17 protein-coding genes are annotated in these 26661 nt (G+C 44.0%); 12 read left to right on the forward strand and 5 right to left on the reverse strand.

The window, feature by feature from the left end; genetic code table 11:
- From FHW36_RS14815 to FHW36_RS14835, 5 genes are all read left to right on the forward strand, one after another.
- Positions 1–495, forward strand: a complete 495-nt coding sequence (locus tag FHW36_RS14815) for a hypothetical protein (protein WP_145670317.1) — start codon at positions 1–3, stop codon at positions 493–495.
- A 14-nt stretch (positions 496–509) separates the two neighbouring features.
- Positions 510–4046 (forward strand): hypothetical protein, encoded by a 3537-nt coding sequence (locus FHW36_RS14820; RefSeq protein WP_145670319.1) that lies wholly within the window; start codon positions 510–512, stop codon positions 4044–4046.
- A 68-nt stretch (positions 4047–4114) separates the two neighbouring features.
- Positions 4115–4804 carry a hypothetical protein gene (locus FHW36_RS14825; protein WP_145670321.1) on the forward strand — a complete coding sequence of 230 codons (690 nt, stop codon included), beginning with the start codon at positions 4115–4117 and terminating at the stop codon, positions 4802–4804.
- Positions 4805–4807: 3 nt separating this feature from the next.
- On the forward strand, positions 4808–13345 hold the full coding sequence (locus FHW36_RS14830; protein WP_145670323.1) for a DUF6443 domain-containing protein: 8538 nt from the start codon (positions 4808–4810) through the stop codon (positions 13343–13345).
- A gap of 8 nt (positions 13346–13353) precedes the next feature.
- Complete coding sequence (locus FHW36_RS14835) at positions 13354–13815, forward strand: hypothetical protein (RefSeq protein ID WP_145670325.1); 462 nt, start codon at positions 13354–13356, stop codon at positions 13813–13815.
- Between the two features lie 70 nt (positions 13816–13885).
- Here the strand turns inward: FHW36_RS14835 and FHW36_RS14840 are convergent, their stop codons facing one another.
- A complete protein-coding gene (locus tag FHW36_RS14840) occupies positions 13886–14224 on the reverse strand; it encodes a helix-turn-helix domain-containing protein (protein WP_145670327.1) in 339 nt (112 codons plus the stop codon).
- 159 nt (positions 14225–14383) lie between these two features.
- Here FHW36_RS14840 and FHW36_RS14845 point away from each other — a divergent pair, with 159 nt between their 5' ends.
- The 4 genes from FHW36_RS14845 to FHW36_RS14860 all read left to right on the forward strand — a co-directional run bounded on the left by FHW36_RS14845 (position 14384) and on the right by FHW36_RS14860 (position 19238).
- The gene (locus tag FHW36_RS14845; protein ID WP_186452454.1) at positions 14384–14644 is read left to right on the forward strand and encodes a SymE family type I addiction module toxin; all 261 of its coding nucleotides are present in this window, start codon (positions 14384–14386) and stop codon (positions 14642–14644) included.
- Positions 14641–17313, forward strand: a complete 2673-nt coding sequence (locus FHW36_RS14850; protein ID WP_145670330.1) for a CHC2 zinc finger domain-containing protein — start codon at positions 14641–14643, stop codon at positions 17311–17313. Before FHW36_RS14845 ends, FHW36_RS14850 begins: the two co-directional genes overlap by 4 nt.
- A 210-nt stretch (positions 17314–17523) precedes the next feature.
- The gene (locus FHW36_RS14855; protein WP_145670333.1) at positions 17524–18378 is read left to right on the forward strand and encodes a tyrosine-type recombinase/integrase; all 855 of its coding nucleotides are present in this window, start codon (positions 17524–17526) and stop codon (positions 18376–18378) included.
- Positions 18375–19238 carry a tyrosine-type recombinase/integrase gene (locus tag FHW36_RS14860; RefSeq protein ID WP_145670335.1) on the forward strand — a complete coding sequence of 288 codons (864 nt, stop codon included), beginning with the start codon at positions 18375–18377 and terminating at the stop codon, positions 19236–19238. Before FHW36_RS14855 ends, FHW36_RS14860 begins: the two co-directional genes overlap by 4 nt.
- 623 nt (positions 19239–19861) lie before the next feature.
- On the opposite strand, the gene FHW36_RS14865 is transcribed toward FHW36_RS14860, so the two are convergent.
- Positions 19862–20266 carry a hypothetical protein gene (locus FHW36_RS14865; RefSeq protein ID WP_145670337.1) on the reverse strand — a complete coding sequence of 135 codons (405 nt, stop codon included), beginning with the start codon at positions 20264–20266 and terminating at the stop codon, positions 19862–19864.
- A 137-nt stretch (positions 20267–20403) separates the two neighbouring features.
- Here FHW36_RS14865 and FHW36_RS14870 point away from each other — a divergent pair, with 137 nt between their 5' ends.
- Both FHW36_RS14870 and FHW36_RS14875 read left to right on the forward strand, forming a co-directional pair.
- A complete protein-coding gene (locus FHW36_RS14870; RefSeq protein WP_186452455.1) occupies positions 20404–21438 on the forward strand; it encodes an RHS repeat domain-containing protein in 1035 nt (344 codons plus the stop codon).
- A gap of 1 nt (position 21439) precedes the next feature.
- The gene (locus FHW36_RS14875; protein WP_145670341.1) at positions 21440–21961 is read left to right on the forward strand and encodes a hypothetical protein; all 522 of its coding nucleotides are present in this window, start codon (positions 21440–21442) and stop codon (positions 21959–21961) included.
- A 44-nt stretch (positions 21962–22005) separates the two neighbouring features.
- Here the strand turns inward: FHW36_RS14875 and FHW36_RS14880 are convergent, their stop codons facing one another.
- Complete coding sequence (locus FHW36_RS14880; RefSeq protein ID WP_145670347.1) at positions 22006–22329, reverse strand: helix-turn-helix domain-containing protein; 324 nt, start codon at positions 22327–22329, stop codon at positions 22006–22008.
- Positions 22330–22616: 287 nt separating this feature from the next.
- Between FHW36_RS14880 and FHW36_RS14885 the strand changes: the two genes are divergently transcribed.
- Positions 22617–23390 carry a toxin-antitoxin system YwqK family antitoxin gene (locus FHW36_RS14885; protein WP_145670355.1) on the forward strand — a complete coding sequence of 258 codons (774 nt, stop codon included), beginning with the start codon at positions 22617–22619 and terminating at the stop codon, positions 23388–23390.
- Between the two features lie 841 nt (positions 23391–24231).
- Here the strand turns inward: FHW36_RS14885 and FHW36_RS14900 are convergent.
- Positions 24232–25908 (reverse strand): tyrosinase family protein, encoded by a 1677-nt coding sequence (locus tag FHW36_RS14900; RefSeq protein ID WP_145670360.1) that lies wholly within the window; start codon positions 25906–25908, stop codon positions 24232–24234.
- Positions 25909–25910: 2 nt separating this feature from the next.
- Positions 25911–26306: a hypothetical protein gene (locus FHW36_RS14905; protein WP_145670362.1), complete on the reverse strand. Its 396-nt coding sequence runs from the start codon at positions 26304–26306 to the stop codon at positions 25911–25913.
- Positions 26307–26661: the final 355 nt, after the last annotated feature.

Raw genomic sequence — 26661 nt, forward strand, 5'->3', positions numbered from 1 at the left:
ATGAAAAAAATTATAATAGCAACGATGCTGCTGCTTACAGGCAGAAATCTGTTGTATGCGCAACAACCAACGGGTGATGAAGCACGCATCAGGGGAGAATGGATACTGTCAAAAGTAGAGACGAAGCTGCATGCGCAGGAAGATGGGCGGCTGCTGGAAGAAAAAGTATTTACTACTCCTGAATCCACCCATGTTATCAACGGCTGGGTACCCTGGAACCTAAAATTCCTGGAACGGGAGTGTATTGTCACTCACCGTAATGGTATGGAAGGTGGTTTGTACCAGGTAACGAACAATGGAGAGCTGAAGTATTTCCCGGAAGAGCGAAGTGGACCGGCAACACCATTACCGGTTCCGAGATTTGTTATTAGATATAGTTTGAGCCAGGAGCACACACTGGTATTACATATGCCATCGGGATATTATAAAGATAACGACAGAGGCCTGGCAGTAAGGCTGGAATACACCTGTTATTATCAACAACGTCTTAAATAAACCCCTATACACGGATGAAAATGACAAAAGCTGTCTTCATTTTAAAAAAGCCCATTGTTGTAGCCCTGGTACTGGCAGGTCTGCTGTCGGCGGCCTTCCAAACGCAGGCACAATGTAACTGGGGGATCAGTACAGTACCACAGGCATCTGCCTGTGCGGCCAGTGGCAAGATAACAGTATCGCTCACTGGCACGGATGTGGGTTCACTCAGTAATATATTATATAGCCTGGAGCCTGTTACCCCCGGAGGGTATGCTATATCTCCCAATGGTTCTTCTATATTGGAGAATATTCCGCCCGGACAGTATAAGGTGCGTGTTCAGGCAACCTGCAACGGCACGGTGATGTCAAACTATTCAGACGTGCAGATTCAGGGGAATTATATAGCCTTCACTGCTGCTATAAGTCAGAAGCGGCCAGCATTGAATGCCTGTAACACTGGGCAGGCCACAGTTACCGTCACGGCGGGCAGATCTCCGTATAACATTAAAATACAAAGCGCACCAGCTGGTTATACAGGTCCGGTCACGTTTACGGTCCGTACTTCTCCCTTTTTGTTAGATAATCTTAACAAGGGAGACTATACTATTTCCATCGCCGATTCCTGCGGATCTACTGAATCGACCCAGTACCTGACCATCGCGGAGCTGCCTCCATTGGTTTCGTCGCAGTTTTATCCACACGAACTATCAGTAATCGATGAAGTATGTAACAGGTTTTATGTGAGCGCTCCCTATATCCTTGCCAATAGTTCATTAAGCGGTTACGATGGCTCAGAAACGCCCCTGATGTATACGGTAGCTTTTGATGGGGGCGCCAAACTTCCCTATAAACAGATGAATTATATTTCTCCCGGCAATAACGACACTATTATATTACCTGCTGGAAAAACCCTTAAGGATGCCTATGGTAAAATCCTTACCTATTATGTAAAGCCACCCTGCGGCCCGGAGGTGGTAATAAATAGAACACTCTATACCCCTTTCCCATATTTCTCTTCTACTCCTAACTGTGATATTGATTTTGATGCCCGCTATACCTTAAATGGCAATGCCTTGTTTGCTTGTTTCCCGTTGTATACTGTTTTTAAAAACAATAGCACAGGTATTTATCACAGAGACACTATAAAGACAAAGACTGATAATATTTATGATCGGGTGGTTAAAAAACTTCCTTATGGGGGGTATTCCGTTACATGTACTACAGCAGATGGATATGTTTTGTATGAAAACAATAACTGGGTTGTCAATAAGCCGGCGTCCAATCCTTATGCTGTTTCAATTGGCCCATATATGGGGGGCAGTGGAAATGATGGAGCGGTGATGTTTACTATAAATAAATCGACCGGCAATTTTGTGGAAGGAACCGAGATTCAGTTGGTGGGTCCATCTAATTATAATTTTTATACCAAAACATCTTCTTTGAACGTGCGTAATTCCTTTTTCGCGTTGGCAACAACAACAGATACCCCTGCCCGTTTTTTCTATCCCGGTACATATCTATTCAGGGTAACTGATAATTGTGGTAGTTATGAACTACCTGTTACGGTGGCAGAGAAGGAAGCGTATCGTTATAATTGGTCTATTTCTCAACGGGAAACCTGTACGGGGCTGAAATTGACAGGCGCCGGGTCCTGCACCTACAATAATACTAATTACCCCATTTATATGAAGATAATAACCGGTCCATCCGGATTTAATAATGGTGTAGTACCTATTGACAGTTCTTTGATTTTGCCATCTCCGGGAACCTATAAGATTGCGGTCAGCTCGGAGCCCAATAATTTTTATGCTTCCTTTACTTTCACCACCATCAATAATGGTGTTGCCGAAAAGTATATAACCTATGATTATAAGCCGCTCGGCGTAGATGTTAACAGCTCCTGGGGTTGGGTATGCCCCGGCGGAGCAGATAACGACGGAAGTATTAATGTGCAAGCCATAAATGGCCGGGTTAGCACGTCTGGCGCCTATACCTATAAGCTGGCGGCAGCCGGTAATGGTATCGCAGGGCCATACCTGGCAACCAATACTACCGGTAAGTTCAGTACGGCCATGTCTGGCGGGGCGTATGCCCTGATGAAAAATCAGAACTATGATATCCGCGTGGAAGATGGCTGTGGCGCCGGTGTGGTGCAGACTATAAAAGTACTGGACGTTGGCGCCACGCAGATTGCTTCCTCCGACAAATCGCAGTATTGCGAAGGGGACATCATCAGGTTGAGCGCTTTTAATATGCCTTCCGCCAATGTACAGTATCAATGGACCGGGCCAAATGGCTTCAGCAGTACAGCGCAAAATCCCACTGTACCAGCGAGTTTACCCAATGCGGGTTTATACCAGGTTGTCATTACCGGTTTTTGTAGCGCGTCTATAACCGGACAGGTAAATGTCAGGGTAGCTCCAACTGTTATAACCTGCTACAGCGCTGTTACAGATACCAGCGTAAATCCATATGTATATGGATTGTTAGGGAACTGGAGAAAAGTTAAATCCTATGTAAACTATGGCAACCGTACAGGTAATAGCAACGACATACGCCAGGATGGTTTTTTTGCTAACTATACTCCTTATTGGAAATCATCGGCAAAAGGACTGCAATTAGGGGATAACCTACCGGCAGGTGGCTGGGTGTGGACCGGGGAGGTTACCCTGTATAATAAAAAGGGATATGAATTGGAAAGCAGAGACCCGCTGGACCGGTATAATGCCGGATTATATGGATATGGCAATACGCTTCCGGTGGCTGTAGTACAGAATAGCCGTTATCGGGAAGCTGCTTTTGAGGGGTTCGAAGATTATGACTTTGAAAATAACGCATGTGGCGCCAGTTGCAGCACACCAAGGAGTTTTGATTTTTCTTCCTATAAATCTCAGTTGGATTCAACCGAGAAACATTCAGGTAAATATAGCCTGCGGGTAGATGCAGGTAAGGCAGCGGGTATGACTGTGGCAGTGACGGCCAGTGATAATAACTCCTATGGATTTACTAGCAATACGGTGCTTGATAATTGTGGCGGTAGTTCAGGAAGTCAGTATTTATTGAGAAGTGTCCGGGCCACATCTGATGCCTTGTTGCCTGCTTTTTCTCCCTTGTCAGGTAAAAATATCCTCTTTAGTGTTTGGGCAAAGGAAGCGCAGAACTGCAACTGTACCGGTTATAGTAATAACCAGATGGGGATCGTCATAACACAGCCATCTGGCACTACTACCGTCATCGCAAAACCTGTGGGGGCTATTATAGATGGTTGGCAACGATATGAACAAGTGGTTTATCTGCCGGCAGATGTTACCAAGCTCTCCTTCACCCTGGAGGCAAAAGGGGCCTCTGTTGTTTACTTCGATGATCTGCGAATACACCCCTACAACGCCAATATGAAGTCGTTTGTATATAATCCTGTAAGCCTGCGGCTCATGGCGGAGCTGGATGAGAATAACTATGCAACGTTTTATGAATATGATGATGATGGTGCCCTTATCCGGCTGAAGAAGGAAACACAACGAGGTGTTCAAACCATCCGTGAAACAAGAAACGCATTATTAAAAGAGTAGAACCTATGAAACATCCGACGTTGATATTAATATTTAGCTGGCTGTTAGTCCTGACATATCACAATGGTATGTCACAGCAGGATAATCATTTGGATGAAATGGCTACTGTCTTGAAAGATATACAGCTGGCTTATCAGAAGCATCCGTTGTCATTTGAGGTGAAGTACACCTATGCCAACGAACATACTCCTCGCGTGGTACTTGATTCGCTGGAAGGAAAGGTATGTATGGCCGGAGCAGATTACCGGTACATACTGGACAATACCGAAATGGTCCGCACCGGGAACTATAGCGTTGTGGTATTTAAAGAGGATAAGTTGCTTTACCTGGGAAAAACCACAACAGATACACTCGCGGCAAGTCCATTGCAGCCCTTGCAGGATATGGCAAGACAGGCAGGCGTCAGGCATTGTGAAGTAATGTATAAAAAACATCGTAAAACTTTACAGGTGGATTTTCAGGACGGGCTTCCCTACCGGCACATAGAAATGACGCTGGATACGCTCTCCGGGTACCTGCTTCAAATGCGGTACATCGTAAAAACCACTTTGTTAATAGCTCCAGGGGCAAGTGAGGAGGTTGGAAAGGAGTACGAGGAATATGCTTTGGTGGTGGCGGATTTTCATCATTACCAACCACTCGCTGCTGAAAAAGACCTGTTTGATGAACGCAGTTTTTTTGTGAAGAAAGGCAATGAAGTGTTTCCAGCGGCGGCGTATGCGGATTATAAAATATTTATTGCAACCCCCAATTTTTAAGCAATGATGTATTTAGTAAAGAAAATAACAAGGGTCGCCATCTTCGTTTTGTTGATGTGCCAGAGCATTGCTGGCTGGTCGCAAACAGCTGTGGGACTGAAGAAACTGCTGGACGGAAGTAAACATCAACTTGCCAAAGATTCCCTGGTGACGGTAACAGACACTACTTTTTTCAGTGCTTTTATGCAACCTAAACTGGTGCTGCCATATCCAGCCAAAAACATAATCAGCTTCCGGCTTAATGAATATTCTCCGCTGTTTTTACCATCGCCCTTCAGTGCCACAGCCAATATACGCATTATCTATACCAAGGCTGATCAGCAAAAGGATTCCGTACAGACATCGATTACCATTAATTATGATACATTAAAGCAATATACAGTTCGCAATAGTTATGTATTCAATGATGCCCATCAGGTGACGGTAAAAGTGCTTGACGTTACCACCACAGCTGGCAGCGTTGATGTACTGCCAGCGTTGCTGATTGAAAATGAAATGATTGTACAGCCCACTTTTAAGTGGTCTTATACTGATGATGCCGTTAAAACGATATCCTCCAATTCGCCGCCGAATACTGACGCAACCGACGAAATCATGATAAGTTGGCCGGCTATTACCGGTGCAGACGAGTATGACCTTGAATGGGCTTACATTGATTCATCAGCCCTGGCGGGCAACAGGTATGGTAACCCGGTGAAACCATCGTTGGTATTTGACAACAACGCTACCCGGGTAATGATTCCCGGGAATAGTTATGCTGTGCCGTTACTCTATGATGACCGTGGGGCGTTATTTTTCCGGGTAAGGGCGGTACAGGTGAAGAAAGGAGATAAGCGAATTCCTACTGCCTGGAGTTCTGATTATGCCAGTGGCTTGGGAAGATATGATTTCGGAGGGCACCAGCGAAAGCTAAACTGGCACGCGGATATTAGTTTTGCGGAAGGAGGTAAACGTAAAGCGGTTGTACAATACTATGATGGCAGCCTGCGAAGCCGTCAGTCTGTTACTAAGGATAATACGAGTGGTAAAACGATTGTGGGAGAAACTTACTACGATGGGCAAGGCCGGCCAGTAATACAGGTGTTGCCGGCCCCTACTTTGAATACCGTAATACAATACAGCCGTAATTTTAATACGGCTATTAATGGGGCAGAGTATGACAAGTCGCAGTACGACCTGCAAACAAACCAATGCGACGCCGGCGCGCCGGCTTTTTCCAGTACCAGTGGCGCGGGATTGTATTATTCCCCTAATAATCCTGAAAAAACAGACGGCTATCAACGCTATATACCCGATGCACAGGGTTATGCTTTTACAGAAACGGCTTATACACCCGATAATACCGGAAGAATTAACAGGCAAGGCGGGGTGGGTGCAGGTTACCAGCTGGGGAGTAACCATGAAACAAAATACTATTATGGCACTCCTTCTCAGGAAGAGCTGGATGCCCTTTTTGGAACGGAAGCCGGCGATAAATCCCACTATTTTAAGAACATGGTGCGTGATGCCAACGGGCAGTATAGCGTTAGTTACGTTGATATGAATGGACGTACCATCGCTACTGCGCTTTCGGGGATGCCAGAAAATGCGAGTCTGGACAAACTTTCCTCTAATGTGGAGGTGTCTGTAATTGATACCTTGTCCAGCCCCGGAAGTAATGTGGTAAAGGAGCTGGCCATGGAAAGCAAACAGTCTCAATTGATAGCCGCTGAAGGAGATTATCAGTTTAGCTACCTGCTAACCCCGCCTGTATTACAGAAGAAAGATTGTAATAACAATACCGTTTGCTATACAGGTTTGTATGACCTTGAGATAAAAATTACCGATGACTGTAATAACCAGAAATTAGGTGGAGTACCTTATGTTAGCAAGTTACAGAATTATACCCTGGGTAATATCATCGCTGATTGTACTGCTCCCAGCCCTATGACGCTGCAATTTTCATTGCATCTGCCTCCAGGTAATTATGAGATTACCAAACGTTTGCTGGTGAGTAAAGACGGGATGGATTATTACAGAGATAATATCTTCCTGCCAGCGAATACTTGTAAAACATTGCAGCAGTTTATTGATGAACAACAGGTGATCTTTGCCTCGCAGAACCCATCCTGCGTACCGGATTGTAAATCCTGTTTGGATAGCATCGGGAGCTGGACCACCTTTAGGGACCGTTATATCAGCAAGACGGGGATAGCAGCCGGAGAAGTCAATAACGGGCAGATACTTTCGGCTTACCAGGCTGCCATGGATGCCTGTAACGCCTTGTGTAACAAGTTGACCGATGCAGATGATATTCAACGGGCTATGTTGCTGGATGTATCCGCTCCGTCGGGGCAATACGCTGCTCCCGCTGATTCTGCCAGCAAATATTCTATCTTTTATCAGCCAGATATCAATGCTACTCCTCCTTATAGAAGCAGTGCTATCATTTATCTTGATGAAAGCCGGCAGGCAGATAAAGTATACAATGAACAAACAGGGACTTACGTTGTACCGCAATTACTGCCACCGGCCCTGTTTGCGGCTAAGTTTAAGCCATCATGGGCGGAAGCGCTGTTGCCTTTTCATCCAGAATACTGTAAACTGAAGGAATACCAGAAACATGCTTCCAGCCTGGCCTGGGACCGGTTAGTCACCGGCGTGGACACCTATGCGGAAGCTAAACAAAAAGGGTATCTCAACCCAACAGCGAGTACTATAGCACCAGCCAATTTGCCAGCCGTTGCAGCAGGACAGGACCCGTTGAGCCAGGAAAGTGCCGCACTCAAAAGCCAGCTGGAGGCTAAACTGAGTAAATATGCGGGTAATTATTCTATGTGGGCAGTAGCCACCTTGTTGTCGAAATGCACTCAGTCTGATATGACTGCCTGCGCGGCCATTTATGGCGCCACGCCTTTTGATGAAACAAAACTTTGTGGCAGTGAACTGGATATGGCTTGGCGCAATTTTAGGGAATTATACCAGAATACCAAGCGGGATATCATCAACAACCTGGTGAAACAAGCGGCTTGCGCTGGTGCCGGAGAGCTGATAGCTGCCGGAAAACAACCCAACTTCAATAACGCCACTGACGCCCTCAATCAAAATGGTTTTGGGTATCTGAATGACCCCAACCTTACCGCTGCTGGCGCCATTACTTCAGGCAACCAGGCTATGAGCCAGTACTATTCAGATAACTGCAATGCCTATGTGAAATTATGGATGCAGCAACTGGCCCCTTGTAAATATAGCCAGGCTGCCCTGGAAGAGATTATGCCTAAGCTGATCCAGGTGTGCAAGGAAGGATCTGATCAGTCGCATCCCAATGGAGCCAGTACTGTAAAACCTTCCAGTACGAACACCTATCGCAGTTTTCAGCAAGTACTGGATGAGTATAACCGGCAACATGGGATCACAGACCCGCTGAGCTGTAATGCGGAAATGATCACCGCTCCGGCGCCGTATGATAAGCAACCGGCATATGGCAGCAGGCCTTCCTATACCGGACCGGATGACTGTGAATGCCGCCAGCTTACAGCACTTCAGCAACAATACGTAGTTGGAAAACAACCGGAAGATGTCACTTTCTCAAAATATTTAGCCAGAACAAGGGGTATTACCATCACCGAGGATGCACTGCAGCAATTACTGACTGCCTGTGCCCAGCCCCGTCCTTCAACCTGTAATTATAGTGCCGCTCCTATGCAGATACCGGCATTTATGCAATGCGACAAGGCGCCCGCCTGCGTAGGATGCAAAGATATAGCGGATATGTATCAACTGTTTAAAACTACCTATCCGTCTGTCATCCCAACAATTAAAGAGGGGGATACTATCCAGCAAAAGAAAAATGGACTGTTTGCGAGTTTTATGAACAACCGGCTGGGATTTAACAAACAGGCATGGGAATATCTGCGCTTTATAGATAGTTGTGGTTCCAGTTCATCCTGGGACAGTACCGCATGCCGGTCGCTTATCAGCTATTCCAACAACAACGGAACGGATGTTATAAATAACCTGGAAAGAACATCAGATGGCGGCTATATTTTAGTGGGGTCCAGTACGGGGAGAGCTACGCCAGGCAGGACCGACAGGGATGCCTATGTGATCAAAACAGATAATAAGGGGAATGTTTTATGGGCAAAAACATATGGTGGTGCAAAAGATGATTGGTTTGCCCGTATCAGGCCAACACAAGACGGAGGGTATGTGGCTATTGGCGGTACCCAGTCGGGAGCACATACCATGGATGTATTTGTACTAAAGATGGATGGAGCGGGAAATGTATCCTGGAGCAAAGCTATCGGCTATGGTACCAGCTATGGTGAAGAATGCCGGGATATTATCCAGACCAGCGACGGTGGATACGCCTTTTCAGGTAACCATAACCTGGGGCCAGGGGTTGCCGATATGCTGATAGGATCGTTAGACGCACAAGGAACCCCGCGGTGGATAAGACGTTTGGGGACCCCCAGTACAGACCAGGCCTATACGCTTGTTGAAAATCACGATACCCTGGTGGTTACCGCCATTGCTTTCGTGGGAGGGTCCAGTGTGTATGACGGCCTGGTGGTAAAATTGGACAAAAATACCGGCACTTTGTCAAAAGTGAACCGGTACAACGTAGGTGCAAGAAAAAACACCTTAAACGGCATATTTAAGACCGCCACCGGATATAGGATAGCCATATTGAACGGGGACGACATCGATGATAGCAATGCGAATGTGGTTTTCCTGGATATCAATGATGCCGGTGGTGTTATTGCAGCCAAAAAATTGGATAGGCCGGCGGGGAAGAGTATAAAATGGTGGTTTCCTACAGATACAACACCAGATAAGGGAATGATAATAGGGGAAACCTTGAGGAATATTCCCCAGCAAACACTGTACTTAAACAAAATTAAGGCTGATAACACATTTGAGTGGTCCAGCGGGATAAATATCCCTGGAAATATGGAGCTTCAGTGTATAAGGAGCAATGCCGACGGAAGCTATGCCGGGGCTGGTATATATAATAACCAGGCGATGTTGTTGCTAACCACTGCCCGTGGAAAAGCGGGATGTAGTACAGATTCGCTGACAGCAGGTTATACAGATGTTGCATATACGCAAAGCGTGGGGAGTCTTTTCTATGACAGTTATTTGCAAGGTGGTGTAGTAGATTTCCCGGTTACGGGCGTCCTTTGTTCTCCCTCCATCAATAGCTCACCTTGTTCTTCGGGGACAGGTGTGGATTGTATTACCTACTATAAAGGTCCGCTGCTTTGTGGTAATGCTGCCCCGGTATTTGAACCCGTTGATGTAAATACCATCAATAATTGTTCAGATAATAACTTCTTTGCAGTCAGCAAGGGTACGGAGTTGTTCAAGGCGTATCGTGATTCTATCCTGGGCAGTTTCGATAAGGACTATATCACTACTTGTTTGCTGGCCGGTTCGCAGGAACAATTCACCGTTACGCATAATTTGAGTGAATATCATTATACACTTTATTACTATAACCAGGCAGGTAACCTGGTAAGAACAGTACCTCCGGCAGGGGTAATCATTGATCGCAGCGCCACCTGGCTGAATCGGGTAAAAGCCGCCCGTAAAGCCAACCAGTTACTGTCGCCGGCGCATACGTTGATTAGTAGTTACCGTTACAATACGCTGAACCAGGTAGTAGTGCAGCAGACGCCCGATGGCGGCTCTACCCAGTTTTGGTACGACAGGCTTGGGCGTCTTGCCGTATCACAGAATGCGCGGCAACAGCCTCAGTCCAGATACAGTTATACGCTCTACGACGCCTTAGGCCGAATAACTGAAGTAGGAGAAACTATCAGCGGCGCCGTTATGACAGATGTTATCAGCCGTAACGCCAATGCTTTAACACAATGGATAAGTAACGCAAGATACAGTAAGAGCCAGGTAACCACAACGGTGTATGACCAGCCATACGCTCCTTTAGCGCCTGTGATGACAGCGGCCAATCTGCGTAACCGGGTATCCTGGACCGCCTTGTATAATACCGCTACTGATATGAGTTATGGTAACTATGCAAGTGCAAGCTTTTATAGTTATGACTTCCATGGTAATGTGGATACCCTGATACAGGATTATAAGCAGGGTAGCATGGCAACCATGAATAACCGGTTTAAAAAGCTGCAATATAATTATGACCTCATCAGCGGCAAGGTAAATATGTTTTCTTATCAGCCGGGACAGGCAGATGCGTTATATCAACGTTATGAATATGATGCAGAAAATCGTTTGACCAATGTGTACACGAGCCAGGACAGCCTCTACTGGGAGAATGATGCCTACTATCAATATTACCGGCATGGTCCCCTGGCCCGGTCGGTTTTAGGTCAGCAACAGGTCCAGGGAGTTGACTATGTATATACGCTGCAAGGTTGGCTGAAAGCAGTAAACCCGATGGCCGGTGGAGATGGAGCGGCGGGCAGCCCTGTGGCTGCGGATGCCTATAACTATGTGCTTCAATACAATGGCGGTGACTATAGCGGAATCAATGCCGCCTCCGCAGGCGCAACATTTCCTGCCCAGCTGGGAACGGACCATCGTCCGCTATACAACGGGAATATCAGCAGTATGGCGGTAAACATCGGGAAGTTGAATACTGCGTTGTTGTATAACTATCGATATGACCAGTTGAACCGCCTGGTAAAATCGGATGCCTGGAAGGGGACGACGGGGAATTGGTCTGGTTTACAGAAAATAGCCGACCTGGGAGAAGCAATCAGCTATGACCCCATGGGTAATATCGTCAGCAATCAGCGTAAAGGTAACAACAGTCTGTCTGGGAAACCATTGGAGATGGACGATCTCAGTTATCATTACCTTCCAGGTACCAACCGCCTCGATTATATCAGCGACGTAGTGCCAGCCACCAATTATACGAATGATATCGACGACCAAACTGCCGGGAACTATGGTTATGACGCTATCGGTAATCTTACTACAGACAGACAGGCCGGTATCAGCAACATAAGCTGGTCAGTTTATGGTAAGATCCAGTCCATCACGAAAACAGACGGTTCTACGATCAGTTATACCTATGATGCTGCTGGAAACCGAATCAGCAAAACCTTTACTGGTGGCGGCAAAACACAAAGTACGTGGTACGTACGGGATGCACAGGGTAATGTGATCAGTGTTTATACCGGCGGCGATCCGGACGTGAATGGCGGCAACCTTACCCAAACGGAGAGCCATCTTTATGGTAGCAGTCGGCTGGGTATGAGTACACTCCGTCGAAATGTACAGAACATTTTAGCTCCAAATGCTGTAAATTTACCGGGCCTTGGTCCCGCTATTAACTTTACCTTTGTCCGGGGTAATAAGCTCTTTGAGTTAAACAATCATTTAGGTAATGTGCTGGCCACCGTCAGCGATAAAAAGCTTCCGGTACCTACTGCAGATAATAAGTCGATAGCCAGTTATACAGTGGATGTTTTGAATGCACAGGATTACTATGCGTTTGGGATGTTGCAACCGGGAAGGACGTTTGCGGCGAATGGAGGTGTATATAGGTATGGGTTTAATGGGATGGAGAAATCGGATGAGATTAAGGGAGAAGGAAATAGTTATACAGCGGAGTTCTGGGAGTATGATCCGAGGATAGGAAGGAGATGGAATAATGACCCTGTCTATAAGCATAGTCCCTATGAGGCTTTTGGTAGTAACCCAATCATTAACGCAGATCCTTCAGGATTAGATACAATTAACTTTAATAGGAGTGTAACAACATTTAATCCAGGTGGTGGTCGAAGATCTACAGGTACATCTTCCTTTAATATTGGTATTACAAAAAGTTCTGGAGCAGATGTATTTATGTACAATTTTACCAGTACTGTAATTAATAGTAAAGGAGGATCTACAACAACGAGTACAAGTACACAATTGCACCCTGAAGATAGAGGAAGTGCGAGTGGCATGACTTGGGGGAAAGACCTGTATTTTGACGGGGTGTTCTCTTCTTCTCGGAAAAATTATGATTGGGAATCTATTGGGAAGATGATGAGTGCAGACAAGTCATTTGCGAGTTACATGGTAGGTCGAAATGCAAATGCTGCGGATTGGATGCAAAAGTCGGGGAGTTTTACGTTGATGGAGGGCTTAATGCCAACAATGGTTCAAAGTGGTTTGGGTGCTTATTCAGGGGCAGCTTTTTCTACTAGTGGTAAATTTTTAGCAGGTTACGGTAATGATCAAATAGTTCTGGAAAGTATGGCTAATCTGCCATCTAGGAAAGGATGGTTCGATGTTGTAGTACATGGGGCTAAAAACGGAGAGGAGTTTATTTTTAATGGACAACGGATGAGTGTTGAGGCATTATATTCAAAAATGCTTGCTGATGGCTATCAACAAGGTACTCGTATAAGGTTGATGTCTTGCTGGTCTGGCTCATTGGAAGGGGGGGCTGCTCAACGATTGTCTACGATGTCTCAAGCGATGGTTGTAGCGCCTACTAGACCAATGTTTGTAGGGTATCCCGGTTCTTGGTTCCAATTAGGTAAGCCTATAGTTCCAGGAGGAATTTTCAAAGTATTTAAACCTTAAATTAGAATATGAATGTTGTTGGTTTTTTGCAAGTTCATGACCCGCATATTGCATGCTCAAAGGATATAGATGATCTTTTTTCTGATAGTTTTCTTAATAAAGAAAGGTTATCTGAGATTTGTAACTATTTGGAAAATGGAGTTTCAATAGTTCGTTATATATCTAGTTTGTACGATACAGATGGGGAACTTATTGGACCTAATATTATTTATACTGACGGTCTTTGGGTCTGGCCGAGTTATTACTCTTTTTATTTAAAGAAGTATCCTCAGATATTGATTCCAGAAGAGTTACAATCTCACATTAGTTTAAATATTGACAAGGCAATTAGTTTAAGCCAAGAAGAAAAAGAGTATATAGAATATCTAACGGGTAAAATGCTAGGTATTAAATTACCTAGCGGGTACAAACTATCCCAAAATATTAGCACTATTATGAAGGAAAGAGGAGATACGATTACTTGCTATTAAGTAAGTGATTAATTTGATAAATGATAAAACCCGGTCGACGACCGGGTTTTATCATTTATCAAATTAATTTTTATTGAATGGCTTTGAACTTTACGTTATTGATCATGGCATCCAGTGCATACAGGATACATTTTTTATCCTGATCAGGGAATTTAGAAATATCATTCAGTCGTTTAAGCATAGAGGGATCTTTTAAAAGTTCCCGATCTTCCGACTCTCCGAGTAAGTACCCCACGGTTGTCTCCAGGACGTCAGCGAGTTTTTTAACGACATCAATAGTAGGCTTTACTTCATCGCGTTCATACTTACCAATAATAGAGTGGTGAGAGGTTATTTGCCTTGCCAACTCCGCCTGGGAGAAGCCTTTGGCTTCTCTGGCCTCTCTTAATTTTTTGCCGAAACTGCTCATATTGGCGCATTTATGGTATTAAAAAGCTTGTTAAGCGTTGATTTTATAAAAATACTGACAAAAAATGAGCTAATAAAACCATAAATATTTTGTCTGTTGATATAGATGTTCTACATTTATACCAAATATTGTCAGGTTAAAAAAGCTAAAATATTTTTTATGTTGACGAGTAATAACAGACAAATCAAGCTGCAACCCAAACACCGGGATCAATCAGGGAATCATACCGTAGTACCGTGGCTCAATATCAGCGGTGTGTGGTTGGAGGAGTTAGGTTTTAAAGTGGGAGATATGGTAAAGATTACTACCCGTGACAGGTTGCTAATCATAGAACCACTGGAAGACACGGAGCAGGAAGCACATGAATATAGATCTGCGTTGCAGGAAATGAAGCAGACGCTGAAAAAGTTGGCGCAATGAATATACAGGAGATCAAGCAGCAGCTTACGTTATCGTCTGTATTGCAGCACTACGGGTTAAAGCCTGATAAGCATCTGCGTTTACATTGTCCGTTCCATGATGATAAAACGCCGAGCCTGCAGGTGTATTATAAAACGCATACCTGCTATTGTTTTAGTTCCAACTGTAAAACTCATGGCAAGGCGTTAGACGTCATCGATTTTGTGATGCATCAGGAAAGTTGCAGTAAGCATGAAGCTATCCAGCGATGTAAACAATTAATCGGTGTCCCCATATCTGCCGCCCGCATCCCCTCATCGCCCGGTGTAGCTATACTGGGTCATATGTTTACCTATTTTAGAAATGCTGTACATAATAGCAGACCAGCGCAGGACTATATACGTAGTCGCGGGCTGGATGCTACTGTTTTAGAAATCGGTTATAATACAGCGCAGTTCCATCACGGCAACCGCAGAGATGAAATGCTGATCAGTTCATGTGTGGAAGTGGGGTTGTTATCACCATGGGGAACCAATAACCGTGATGGCGGGCAGGCTTACAAGGCTTTTGCTAAGTATTGTATTGTGTTCGCGTTGCGTGATCGGAGTAACCAGGTGAGTGGCTTTTACTTCCGCAGTACTGTTAATGATGATGAGCAAAAGCATTTTTATTTAAAGGATCGTAAAGGTCTTTATCCTGGCTATCCAACAGCAGAAGCGCAGCGTCTAATCCTTACCGAAGCTATTATAGATGCAGCTACTTTATTACAGCAGTCGGCCATTACTAAGGAATACAGCGTATTATCCTGCTATGGTACCAATGGTTTTACACCGGAACATTGGGCGGCTGTTAAATCCTTATCAGGCTTACAGGAAATCATTTTTGCTTTTGATAGTGATGAGGCAGGAAATAGAGCAGTCGCTAAATACGCGGGGCAGTTGCGGGAGCAACTGCCGCATGTTATTGTTAGTACGCTGGATCTTCCTGTTGGTGAGGATATCAACAGTATGGCCTTATCGCATGAACCGGATCTTTTTGTACACCTGCTAAGTGAACGAAAGGATTTTTTTCTTTCATCTGAAAAAACAACACCGGAACCCTTACCGGTGGCTGCTTTAAAAGTGCCGTCACCTGGTCTTGATACCGCTAATCCTTATAAACTAAGCTATAGTACTGACCATGCCTTTTATTATGTACAGGGCGGTATCAGTAAGCAGCTAGACAGCATGAAAGTAACGCTGGTGGTAGAACGAAAAGATAACAGCCAGAAAAGCCGCAACAAGCTGGATTTATACGAAGATAAGCAGGTAGACAAGGTAAGCAGGGAAGTAAGTGAAAAGCTGTTATTAGATAAAACGTTACTGGAAGCGGATTTATACCGTTTAACAGATCTGCTGGACGGTTACCGTGAAAAGGATCTGATAAAACCGGTTGAGGGTAGTGGTACAGGCGTATATCCGCTTACGTTACAGGAGCGTAGCGCGGCAGAAGCCTTTTTAAAGGCCCCGGACTTGATAGGCAGATTAAATGATCAGTTGGGTATGACAGGTATAGTAGGGGAGGAAACGAACCGTTTATTTTTACTGCTTATCGCCATCAGCTATAAGATGCCAGAAACGCTACACGCGCTGATACAGGGGAGTAGTGGCAGTGGAAAGACCCGCCTGTTAAAACAAATCTCCGATTGTATCCCGCAGGAGAAAGTAACGAAGCTAACCCGTGTCAGTGACAAGGTATTATATAATTATCCGGAACATTATTTTATAAACCGGTTGTTATGCCTTGAAGATATAGATGGGTTGAGTGAAGAAGCTGAGTTTGCGTTTAGGGAGTTGCAGAGTAACGGAGAACTGAACAGCGCCACCAGTATCAAGCTGGATAACGGGCAAATCACCAGCGGTCAGAAGACCGTAAAAGGTCCTATTGCCTCCCTTGCGTGTACTACCCGCGGAGAAATCTATGAGGATAATATGAGCCGTGTGTTCCTGCTGGCAGTAGATGAAAGCAGTGAGCAAACCAGTTGTATTATTAGTTATCAGAATGCTAAAGCCTCCGGTCAGATCGATAGTAAGCAGGAACAGACTACCAAATGTTTTATACAAAATATTGTGCGTTGCTTAGAGGTGTGCCAGGTCATTAATCCTTACGCCAGTAAATTACAGCTACCTCCCGATGCACATAAGATCCGGCGTTTAAATGATCTGTTTTTAAACTTTGTAAAAATGATCACGCTGGTACATCAGTACCAAAGAAAAAAGGATAGTAAGGGCCGTTTAATCACAGAAATATCCGACCTTGAAGCGGCTATTGATATTATGTTCGATAGTATTGTGCTGAAAGTAGATGAGCTGGACGGCAGTTTACGTCAGTTCTTCGAGCAGTTGAAAAGCTGGTTACAGCAGCAACACGGCGATCAATATCAAAGTGCAGTGTTCGGTCTGCGTGAAGTCAGGCAATCATTGAAGTTCAGTAAAACGCAGGTGTTCCGTTATGCAGGAGATCTAACCCGATTGGAATATATACAGATATGTGGGGGCCATATTAATAAAGGGTTTACCTATAAGCTCAGTTATTGCGATAATTACCAGTTATTGCGTGAAAGAATCCGTAATTATCTTACTTCTCAAATACAGTCTATCCGTGTATCTGCTCAGGATGGAACGCTGGAACCTTCACCAGTATTGAAATAAGTTTATGCAGGGAACACCAAATAAATAAAATGGAACGCTACGGAACGCCAGTGGAACGCTGGAATCCTTATCCAACCTGAAAAAATGCCCTGGCGTTCCGCGTTCCAAAAAAGTGCTCAAGGCCCCTTTTAGAAAAACGTCATACCTATACCAGAATCACCGTACAGTTAGCCCCTCCATTTATTTTATCACAAAATAACATCATTAATTATGTACCAGATCGTAGATAGCTTTAAAAGCTATCTGTCCGTGCTGGGATATAGCAGCGGCATACAAAGTATGCTGCCAGCGTGTATCCATGATTTTTTGGAGTACGGGCAGTATAGTAGCATAGAGGAAATAGGACCAGTGGATATTAACCTGTTTTATGAATGGTTGCATGAGCGTCCGTTAAAGCGTGGTGAAGGAGGGTTGAGTGAGATGATGATCAGCCATTACGTGTATGCGTTGAAGGTGTTTTTTAGCTGGCAACTGGAAACGGGAGGCATCGCTATAAACCCGGTTAGTGTGTTGAAGTTTAAAAGCCCTGAGCGTGGCTACCGGGAACCCTTGACGGTGGATGAAATACAAACCTTGTTTAATGCAGCCTTCACTTTTAAAGAGTATGCTATGCTTCACCTGTTTTATAGTTGCGGGTTGCGGCGCAGTGAGGCCGTGTGGCTGCGGTTATCAGATGTTCAGTTTAGGCATCGGTTATTGTATGTAAGATCAGGGAAAGGCGCCAGACGCCGCGTAATCCCGTTAACAGGCAAGGTAGCGGATAGTCTGGAACAATACGTATTACAGGAGCGAGGCACGGCCAGGTATACCGGATCATCGTTTATGCTTAATCGTATGGGTAGGGCTATGACAGGTAAGAATTATGTAAGCCTGCTTAAATCTTTATTGCGCAGAGCAGACATGTGCAAGGACATCAGCCCTCATTACCTGCGCCACAGCATCGCTACGCATCTTTTACAAAACGAGATGAGCATGGAGTATGTACGTGACTTTTTAGGTCATCAGTGCCTTGAATCTACACAAATTTACGCGCGACCTGGTGTGCATCAATTACAAGCCTTATGACACTATATGAATATCTTGAAAGCCACTACACACCAGCTACGGTAGAAAGTTATCACCGTGAAATAACTATTTTTTTAAGCAGTTATCCATCTGCTTCCATGGCTACTTATGCGGATCTGATTAGTTACCTGGGTGTTTTACGGGAGCGTTATAATAATGCTGCTACACTCAACCGCATCTTGTGTAGTATTAAAGTGTACTATGATTATTTATGCTGTACCAGCCGCCGCAGTGATCATCCGGCACGTTCCATCCTGTTACGTGATCAGCGCAGCCGTGACGTACAGTTGCAGGATCTTTTTACCGGGGAAGAGCTGGAACGGCTGCTGGATCGAAAAGAGCGTTATCAGGCGTTATATTACCGTAACCGGGTATTAATGGGGCTACTGATCTATCAGGGATTAAAACCGCAGGAAATAGCTGCAATAGGCATACAGGATATTAATCTGGAAGTGGGCAGCATCTACATAAAATCTACTCCCACTACCAACAGCCGTACCTTATCATTAAAGCCAGGTCAGATCCTGTTGTTCTACACCTGGCTGCGGGAGGTACGTCCGCAGTTATTAAAGGGCGCTGATAGTGATGTGCTGTTGATCGGCCACCGATCACGGTCTATGAGCGCTGATGATATAGTAAAGCATGTAATCAGTAGTTATAAAAACGTGTATCCCGGACGATCAGTAACGGCACAGGCTATACGTGGCAGTGTGATAGCTAACTTATTGGCTCAGGGCCATGATATTAGTGTGGTTCAGCGGTTCGCGGGCCATAAATATCCGTCCAGTACGGAGCGTTACAGACAAAGCCAGGTGGAAGCGTTGAAAAGTGCTATAGAGCAGTATCACCCGATGAGATGAAAAAACTGTTTTATTGTTGTCAACCGGTTCGAATCCGCTCGGAACCTCCGGAGTGCCTGAAAGGGTTAGGGAGTTCGAATCTCCTCCTTCGCACTAAAGTTAGACCTACTGACTCTTAATCAGTAGGCCCCTCCCAAAAACTTATCAGTGTATAGAGCAACTGCCTTCTAAGCAGTAGGTCATCTGCGTTTGGGTTCGACTCCCATCTGGGGTACAATTATTAAAAAACAGGTAGGTGGAGATGGCGGGAATCGAACCCGCGTCCAATGTTTTTTATCAAGGGTTCGAATCCCTTCTTCTACGCTATTGTTTACTGAGGTTATGAGCATCAGATTGTGGTTCTGAGGGTGGTATGCCCAGAACAGGAATCGAACCTGCACTTGTAAAGTTGGTGTTGTGCTAAAAGTGTAGTAACCCCGTTTATGCAAGGTAAAGCCTTTATGTTAAAGGAAAAGCGGTCTCACTGCGGGCTAGGTCGGCAAAAAGGCGCGCCAGTCCTCCGCTTGCCCCTTCCGCTGCGCTACAGGGGCTGCGCTTCGTCCTGTCACGCTTTTTGCGCTCCCGTCGCCCTTCGTTCGGCCAGCTCCCGGTCTGGCTGTGAGCTGTTTTAAATCGAGGTGGTTTTAATGCCCGCCATCCCTACGCTGTCCATTTTGTCCGCCCCCCGCTATCCCACCTGGCCTTGCATTTTTGATTTTGCCGTCCGCTGGCGCTCCCGGCCAGATATAGGTCGAAGGCGCGGCTAGCTGTGGCTCGCCCTCGCTGGGCCCTTCCGCTGCGCTCCAGGGCCTGCGCTCAGGCTGCCGCCACAGCAGCCAGGTGGGAATGGCGGTGGGGGCGGCAGACCGTCTGTTAGGGCGACAGGATATAGCCGTCAGCGTTATACCGCTACCCGGCGGCTGAAGAATAAACTGCTCGAACACCAGCATCAGTACCCTGATCAGCGTTAGTACTATCGCGCGTCCGTCGGGAGGACAGATGATGCGGTCATCAGTAGAACATAGGCTGGACGGTAGTTCTATGACCATCGATAGAATATATCATCAGCTGTAGTAACGCATCATCTATCCTCCCGACGGTATTTTACGCTTATGCTCCCGCGGATATTATTTTTTTTCAAATGGAAAACAGATGAAATAAAAAATAATATATTTACGGGAGTTCTTTGAGTAAAGCGCCAGGTGTGAGAGGCTGTAAAGGCCGTTGGGCGTTGGCGGGGGGATATCGTTATGGGTTTAATGGGAAGGAGAATGATAATGAAGTGAAAGGAGAGGGGAATCAGCAGGACTATGGGATGAGGATTTATGATCCGAGGATAGGGAAGTTTTTGAGTGTGGATCCATTGACAAAGAAATACCCAGAGCTTACTCCATACCAGTTTTCTTCCAACAGCCCAATACTAAATGTTGATCTTGATGGTGAAGAGAGTATTCCTCATTACATCGCAAAAGGGATAAGAGGCACATTTACAATTTCAACATTTGCCAGCGTTTCTTTTGGAAGTGTTCAGTCAATGGCAAAAGGTATGGGATATGACAAAAATGGTAATGTTGCACTTTTTTATTCGAGAACAGCTGGTCCAAGTGTGGCAACCAATTTAGGTTATGATGTAGGTATTAAAGCGTCTTTTCTACCTGGAATTAAAGATGTATCTGGCATAACAGGTATGGGGACCTCCTTTGGAATTTCTGGAGGTATTCCACAAACACATTTGTCAGTTGGAGGATCACTTGAATATAACTCAGACGAGAAATTAGTGGGTTGGGGTTTGCAGATAAGTGGAGGACACGGTATTGCTCCAGCATCATGGTCAATGGAAAGTACGAATACAACAGCGGTATTATTTTCGGAAGGCGAGTATAAACGTTTCTCATCATTTGCTGATGGTTCCGATAAACGTAATATGAGTAGGATGATGGAATGGAATGATAATGAAGCTAATCGAGATGCTAATAATACGCCCTATGGTATTTGGACACTTGGATCTTCTATGATGTCACTACAGCCAGTGAAAGATCAAAATGGGATTTTTGAAGCTGTGATCACCACTCAATTTAATTATATGGTAACAGGTGGGCACCGAGATGGTATTCAACAAAAGGATCAAGTAGTGAAGGTGGAAGATAGATCTGGTGTGTTTTTCACAAAACCTGACGATGAAAATTATAAATCTGTAAATTATAAACAATCCGAAAATTAAAATGATGTGGAAACAACAAATTATAATAGTCATTTTGTTTGGCTTAACCAGTTGTTATACAGTATTTGACAAGGAAGGGGCTAAAAGAGTAGCAGTTGAAATATTTGATAAAAATAAACCAGATTTTCGGGTTATAGGAAATATTTGCGACTCTTTAATGGCGAAATATCCTAAAGATACTTTTGATGTGTCATATGCCTATAATTCAAAAGGGTTTGGAATATTACATCGTAAGGAAAATGGATTATTAGATGCTGATGCAAAAGGAATATTTGATCATAATAATTTGGGAGTGTCCTATGATGAGATGAAACAAATATGTGATCGTAATTATATTTTGTCAATACGAATTAGGCAAGGTAGAGCAGATATAAGATTGAATGGATTACAGGCAAGGGACTATGAAATGTTCATCGTATACACCAAGGCCAATTATTGTGAATCATCTCCTAAGAAAAATGATAAGGATTGGTGTGATAGCATAGTTCCAGATTATTTTGTGTCAGGTCGTTATATTGAATGATATGCTTTAATGAAGAGAATACACCCGGTCGGCGACCGGGTGTATTATTTTAATATCGCTTGTAATTTAGATTTAGCGAGGAAAGCATCCAGGAGGGAATAAACGCACTCTTTATCTTTATCGGGAAGGTCGTTGATCTCATTAATCCGCTTCATCATCTTAGGATCTTTAAGTATGTTAGTATCGTTAGCCTCACCGAGCAAAAAGCCAACAGTCGTATCAAGGGCATCCGCCAGTTTTCTAACAACGTCAATGGAAGGCAACATCTCATCACGTTCATAGCGGCCGATGACGGTATGGGCGGAGCCCAGTTTTTTAGCCAATTCCTGTTGTGAGGAGACAGAGGGTATTTTGGGCATGATCTGCATACCTTTAAGGATTGCCTATTGGAATTATATAATCATAATGGATATTTTAGTAACAAAAGGATAGTTTTATCTGGAATGGATAACCTTTTGAATCCGGATATTGCTTCGTTTTTGCAAATTATTAAAGAAGAGTTTTTAATATTTAAATTTGTAGTAGAATAAAGTAATATACTGGAGCTTTAAATACGCGCATTATAAAAAAGAACACCCCGGTCAGCGACCGGGTGTTCTTTTTTATTGAATGGCTTTTATTTTTACGTTATTGACCATAGCATCAAGTGCAAACTATGAAATTTATAGCATACCAATTTTTAGCCTATTGCTTCACTATAACCTTATTAACAGGTTGTTCAAATAATAAGAAAACTCTTATAGAAAGAATACCCGCGAACGGTCAGTATTTCCTACTTAAGAAGATATTTAATGAAAAAGATGTTTTAATAGAGGAAATCAGACTAAATGAGGATTCGGTTCCAGATGGGATGTATAAAGAATACTTTTTAAATGGGAAAATTAAGTCCAAAGGGTTTTATAGAGATGGCATAAAGGATAGCGTTTGGACGTATTATTCCGATAGCGGAAGTATTAAAGAAGAACGAAATTGGTTTGGTGGAAAAAATTTTGGTGAACAAAAGATTTACTTTGATGATGGACGAATTGAGAAATATTCATTTAATAATTTAAATGGTGAGCCGATATTTTCGGCTACCTATAACGCGGTTGGTAAGATAATAGGATGGGAGGGGACGCCTATTTATACAGCCTTTAATGCAGACAGATTAAAAGTAAATCAAAGTTTTGAATTGTATTGTTTCATTGGGATCCCTCCTGGATCGGATTTTAAAGCGAAGGTGGAAGAGCGAGAATTGGGCACGTCAAATATTTTGTTTCAAAAGAGATATGATCTTGAAAATATAATCAATTTGTATTTTTCCAAGAAGATTGGCATAGAACAAGTATGTAGCAATAATGGAAAATATATTTGGTCAATATATGTGGAACACTCTTATGCTGGAATCGTAAAATCGGATACGATTCGTTTAAATTTATCTGTTGAGTAATTGATCCAATCCGAAGTGATAATCCAATTAAAACAATAGATTATTCAAGGCTGATTTTGAAGAAAGATATACAACAGTAGTTGTCGTATTTATAATTTGGATCGCTGTGTAGCGTAATTGAGCCTCGACTTAAACTTACATTTACAATACGAGGTGCTGACGATATTTCCAATAAATCAATAAATGCCGGTTTAACACGTCCCTGTAAATATTGCATCATATGTTGATAATGCTACGAAAAGGCTTTTGGTTGCTAGATTTGATACCAGGGAGATTCGTACTTTTTATAAGGCTAATCCTCAGATATCAGCCACTCCATTTGAGGATGCTGTGAAATTGGCTACAGAATTAAGTTGTAAGTGCTATTTTTAAGCCCGTTCCTTGCAAGGGAATAATTCCACTTAGTTTTGCCATATAGAAACAATTTAAACAAGAATAGGGCTGTTTACGTAGCCAAGCCCGTTAGGCTCACATCTGCGCAGGATGTAATAGTTTTGTTGGTAACCATTCCAAGCCTAAGCCGGTATTTTTGTTCGAAGAAATTTCCATTCGGATTAGCCCATTTTGATATGGAATTGTATCTGGGAGGTTTTCCCGTTAGAAGATGTCTTCTGCTCGAATCGCTCGTAGTGCTGGGAATTTAAAAACATGATGGCGAAGTAAATAACCAATACCAAAGCTATCCGTACAACCTCGAAAGGGATTTGTTCAATCACTTCGCCTTTCAGACTGAACATTATGACCATAGTAAAAAGCGGTGCTATCAACATTAGGTTGGGTATTCCATAAAAAAGAGGGCGTCTTTTTTATGACACCCCCTTTACTTTCATCAACAGGAATATTACCTTATCTCCAGCTTATAAGGCGGCGTATCCGCTGCAACCAATGTCCTGAACTGTTTAAAGCGTGCTGTATTCTGTTTCTCACGGCCAAAAATTTCCAGGTGAAATTTCATTCCGCTGACCTCTTCCTCCGTGTACTGGTTCAGACTAACGACTCCAGATATTCCCAGGTGCGCCTGGCAATTAGCACAACCACCAACATCCCAGCGGCTCAGCACAGACTGATAGCCGACAAGATATTTAGTATCATCCCCTTTGGTGGCGTATACACCAACAATAAAGGAGCCTTTGATACCTCCTCTGCTAAGCCCTGAAATATAGAGATGCAGATCGCTTCTCTTTGAATCAACAGCCCTGGCAGCTCTTGCAGCTGCAACAACATCGTTTTGCGACAATGAGCCATCGCTATAGGTGTAATTCAGCTGTGATTCAATATTTATGCAATCTTCTGATGTGAAATAGGTAGTACCAGTTTTTATAAACGGTTTCAGCGCAGTGCTCATAGTCAGTGTTTCATTCTCCGTTTGCCCGTTGGCAGGGCCTTGTCCGTTGCCGCCATTGAAACCATTTGAGGTACCCGGATCTGCGGGGTCTTCGATGATGTCAAAAATTTCTGTAAAACCCTGCTTTTGCTGCCATAACCAAAACACACGATCTATATTACAGTGGTGAAAAAAGAAGATAGGATCCAGTCCTGCCGTATCATTCTCACCCATATCACCATTTGCATCCGGTAGCTGAGATAAATCATAGCCTCCGTTATTTATGCCCTTAGGAAGATTAAAACCACCAACTGCCAAATGAATATCGTTGTGCGGATGCTCCAGTGCAGTGTACCCTTTACCATAATAAGCAGCAGATTGCGTATTGGAAAATATCGTATAAATAGGCGCGTCAAGACAATCACTGAATGCCTTTGCTATACCTGCCGGTTGTGGTACCCCCGTGTCTCCTGGGCCACATCCGGGTATATAGTAAGTCACATTATTAAGCCATTGCAATACATTCGCATTCAGCAAGGCAATATTGGCGTTAGGATCAAAGAAATTAGCATTATACGCGTAAGTATTGGCCTGGGCCTGCGGCGTTCCCACAAGGCCAGATAATGGGTATCTTACTGTTTGGTAACCTTGTGGTTTGCTATAAACGGAGTCGTCATTGTTCACCTGGTCAGTTATTTTTTTAGGGAAAGTAAAGGAGGCCAGTGGATTGTCGATGGCATTATTATCATCAGGTACAATTCCCTTATCACGCAAACACTCCGGGAACTGTCCCTTGAATGTAAACTTCGGAGCGGTAAGTGCACGCGGTATGCCATATGTAGTTGAATAGGAATCTGTCTCATCCCAATAGGGTTGCATCACATCTTCACAACCAGGAGTGGTCTGCAGGGCTTTTTCCAGCATGTAAACGTATACCCTGTGCCAGGTGGGGAAAAGCACATTCTGGTGATTACAGTAGCCCCCCCACCATTCCGGGTTTGTAGCGCCTTCTCCGGCAAATGGTTCTCCGTGATACCCACCTATCATAAAAAAGGAGTTAGGATCAGTAGGTGGTAATGCTTTAATATAAGCCCATGCTGTCATCAGTTTTTCCAGATCATTATTGATGCCTGCATCATAGTCATTCTGAATTTCAATTATAGAGCGGCGAACGCCTATGCCATTTCTTGTCATAGTTAAGCAATTTTATGTTTCTTGTGAATAAGTTTCAAGGATACATTGGGGAAATTATTCAGTAAAGATCCTGTCAGGATCATGCCAACGCCCGCAACCAGCGACCATTGCGTGCCAGGGAAGAATGCGCGGGTGCTCATGATAAAAACCGCCCCCAGCATGCTGATAATGAAAGGAAGGTATCCAGCTACTCTTATCCGTTTATACAAAAAGAAAAGATGTATCGTCAGGAAGATCATCATTACAGGCAGCAGCCATTTCATGTAAGGTAGCTTCGCCAATCCCAGGCTGCCGAACATACTCATATAAACAGCCCAGCACATAGGACATTTCGGAAAAAAAGCAATCAGGATGCTCAATATGACCGAAGGTGCACTCCTGGCAGTTTTCGAGGACATCGTTCCCAACGATTGCTGCTCATCGGAATGCCTGACATGGCAATTGCAAGTGTTGCATTCATTTAAATTTTCCATAGCCTATATTGATGTTGTAAGAGGAAAGGCCGAAAGATATTTCTACGTAATCCAGCCATGGATAATGGTTTCAAAGAAGCAGCAGGGGCCATCTCTGCAATGGTTACTATGAAAGAAATAGGGAACACCATTTTTCATAAGACAACATTTATGGATAATACAATCAGTATACTCATGCACTGTAAGAAATCAGGGAACCGGAAAAGGCAACAACATGGCTCCGCCAAAGACACGCTATGCATGCCGGTTCAGTCAGGACAATAAATTCAGATAATTGCAA

It is taken from the genome of Chitinophaga polysaccharea, from assembly GCF_007829335.1.
Classification (GTDB): domain Bacteria; phylum Bacteroidota; class Bacteroidia; order Chitinophagales; family Chitinophagaceae; genus Chitinophaga; species Chitinophaga polysaccharea_B.

Excerpts from the sequence above, each read along its gene's own strand:
- FHW36_RS14855 (WP_145670333.1), top strand. The coding sequence starts at position 17,524 with ATGTACCAGATCGTAGATAGCTTTAAAAGCTATCTGTCCGTGCTGGGA.
- FHW36_RS14820 (WP_145670319.1), top strand. The coding sequence starts at position 510 with ATGAAAATGACAAAAGCTGTCTTCATTTTAAAAAAGCCCATTGTTGTA.
- FHW36_RS14845 (WP_186452454.1), top strand. The coding sequence starts at position 14,384 with ATGTTGACGAGTAATAACAGACAAATCAAGCTGCAACCCAAACACCGG.
- FHW36_RS14875 (WP_145670341.1), top strand. The coding sequence starts at position 21,440 with ATGATGTGGAAACAACAAATTATAATAGTCATTTTGTTTGGCTTAACC.
- FHW36_RS14885 (WP_145670355.1), top strand. The coding sequence starts at position 22,617 with ATGAAATTTATAGCATACCAATTTTTAGCCTATTGCTTCACTATAACC.
- FHW36_RS14860 (WP_145670335.1), top strand. The coding sequence starts at position 18,375 with ATGACACTATATGAATATCTTGAAAGCCACTACACACCAGCTACGGTA.
- FHW36_RS14830 (WP_145670323.1), top strand. The coding sequence starts at position 4,808 with ATGATGTATTTAGTAAAGAAAATAACAAGGGTCGCCATCTTCGTTTTG.
- FHW36_RS14840 (WP_145670327.1), bottom strand. The coding sequence starts at position 14,224 with ATGAGCAGTTTCGGCAAAAAATTAAGAGAGGCCAGAGAAGCCAAAGGC.
- FHW36_RS14815 (WP_145670317.1), top strand. The coding sequence starts at position 1 with ATGAAAAAAATTATAATAGCAACGATGCTGCTGCTTACAGGCAGAAAT.
- FHW36_RS14880 (WP_145670347.1), bottom strand. The coding sequence starts at position 22,329 with ATGCAGATCATGCCCAAAATACCCTCTGTCTCCTCACAACAGGAATTG.
- FHW36_RS14825 (WP_145670321.1), top strand. The coding sequence starts at position 4,115 with ATGTCACAGCAGGATAATCATTTGGATGAAATGGCTACTGTCTTGAAA.
- FHW36_RS14905 (WP_145670362.1), bottom strand. The coding sequence starts at position 26,306 with ATGTCCTCGAAAACTGCCAGGAGTGCACCTTCGGTCATATTGAGCATC.
- FHW36_RS14865 (WP_145670337.1), bottom strand. The coding sequence starts at position 20,266 with ATGGTCATAGAACTACCGTCCAGCCTATGTTCTACTGATGACCGCATC.
- FHW36_RS14850 (WP_145670330.1), top strand. The coding sequence starts at position 14,641 with ATGAATATACAGGAGATCAAGCAGCAGCTTACGTTATCGTCTGTATTG.
- FHW36_RS14900 (WP_145670360.1), bottom strand. The coding sequence starts at position 25,908 with ATGACAAGAAATGGCATAGGCGTTCGCCGCTCTATAATTGAAATTCAG.
- FHW36_RS14835 (WP_145670325.1), top strand. The coding sequence starts at position 13,354 with ATGAATGTTGTTGGTTTTTTGCAAGTTCATGACCCGCATATTGCATGC.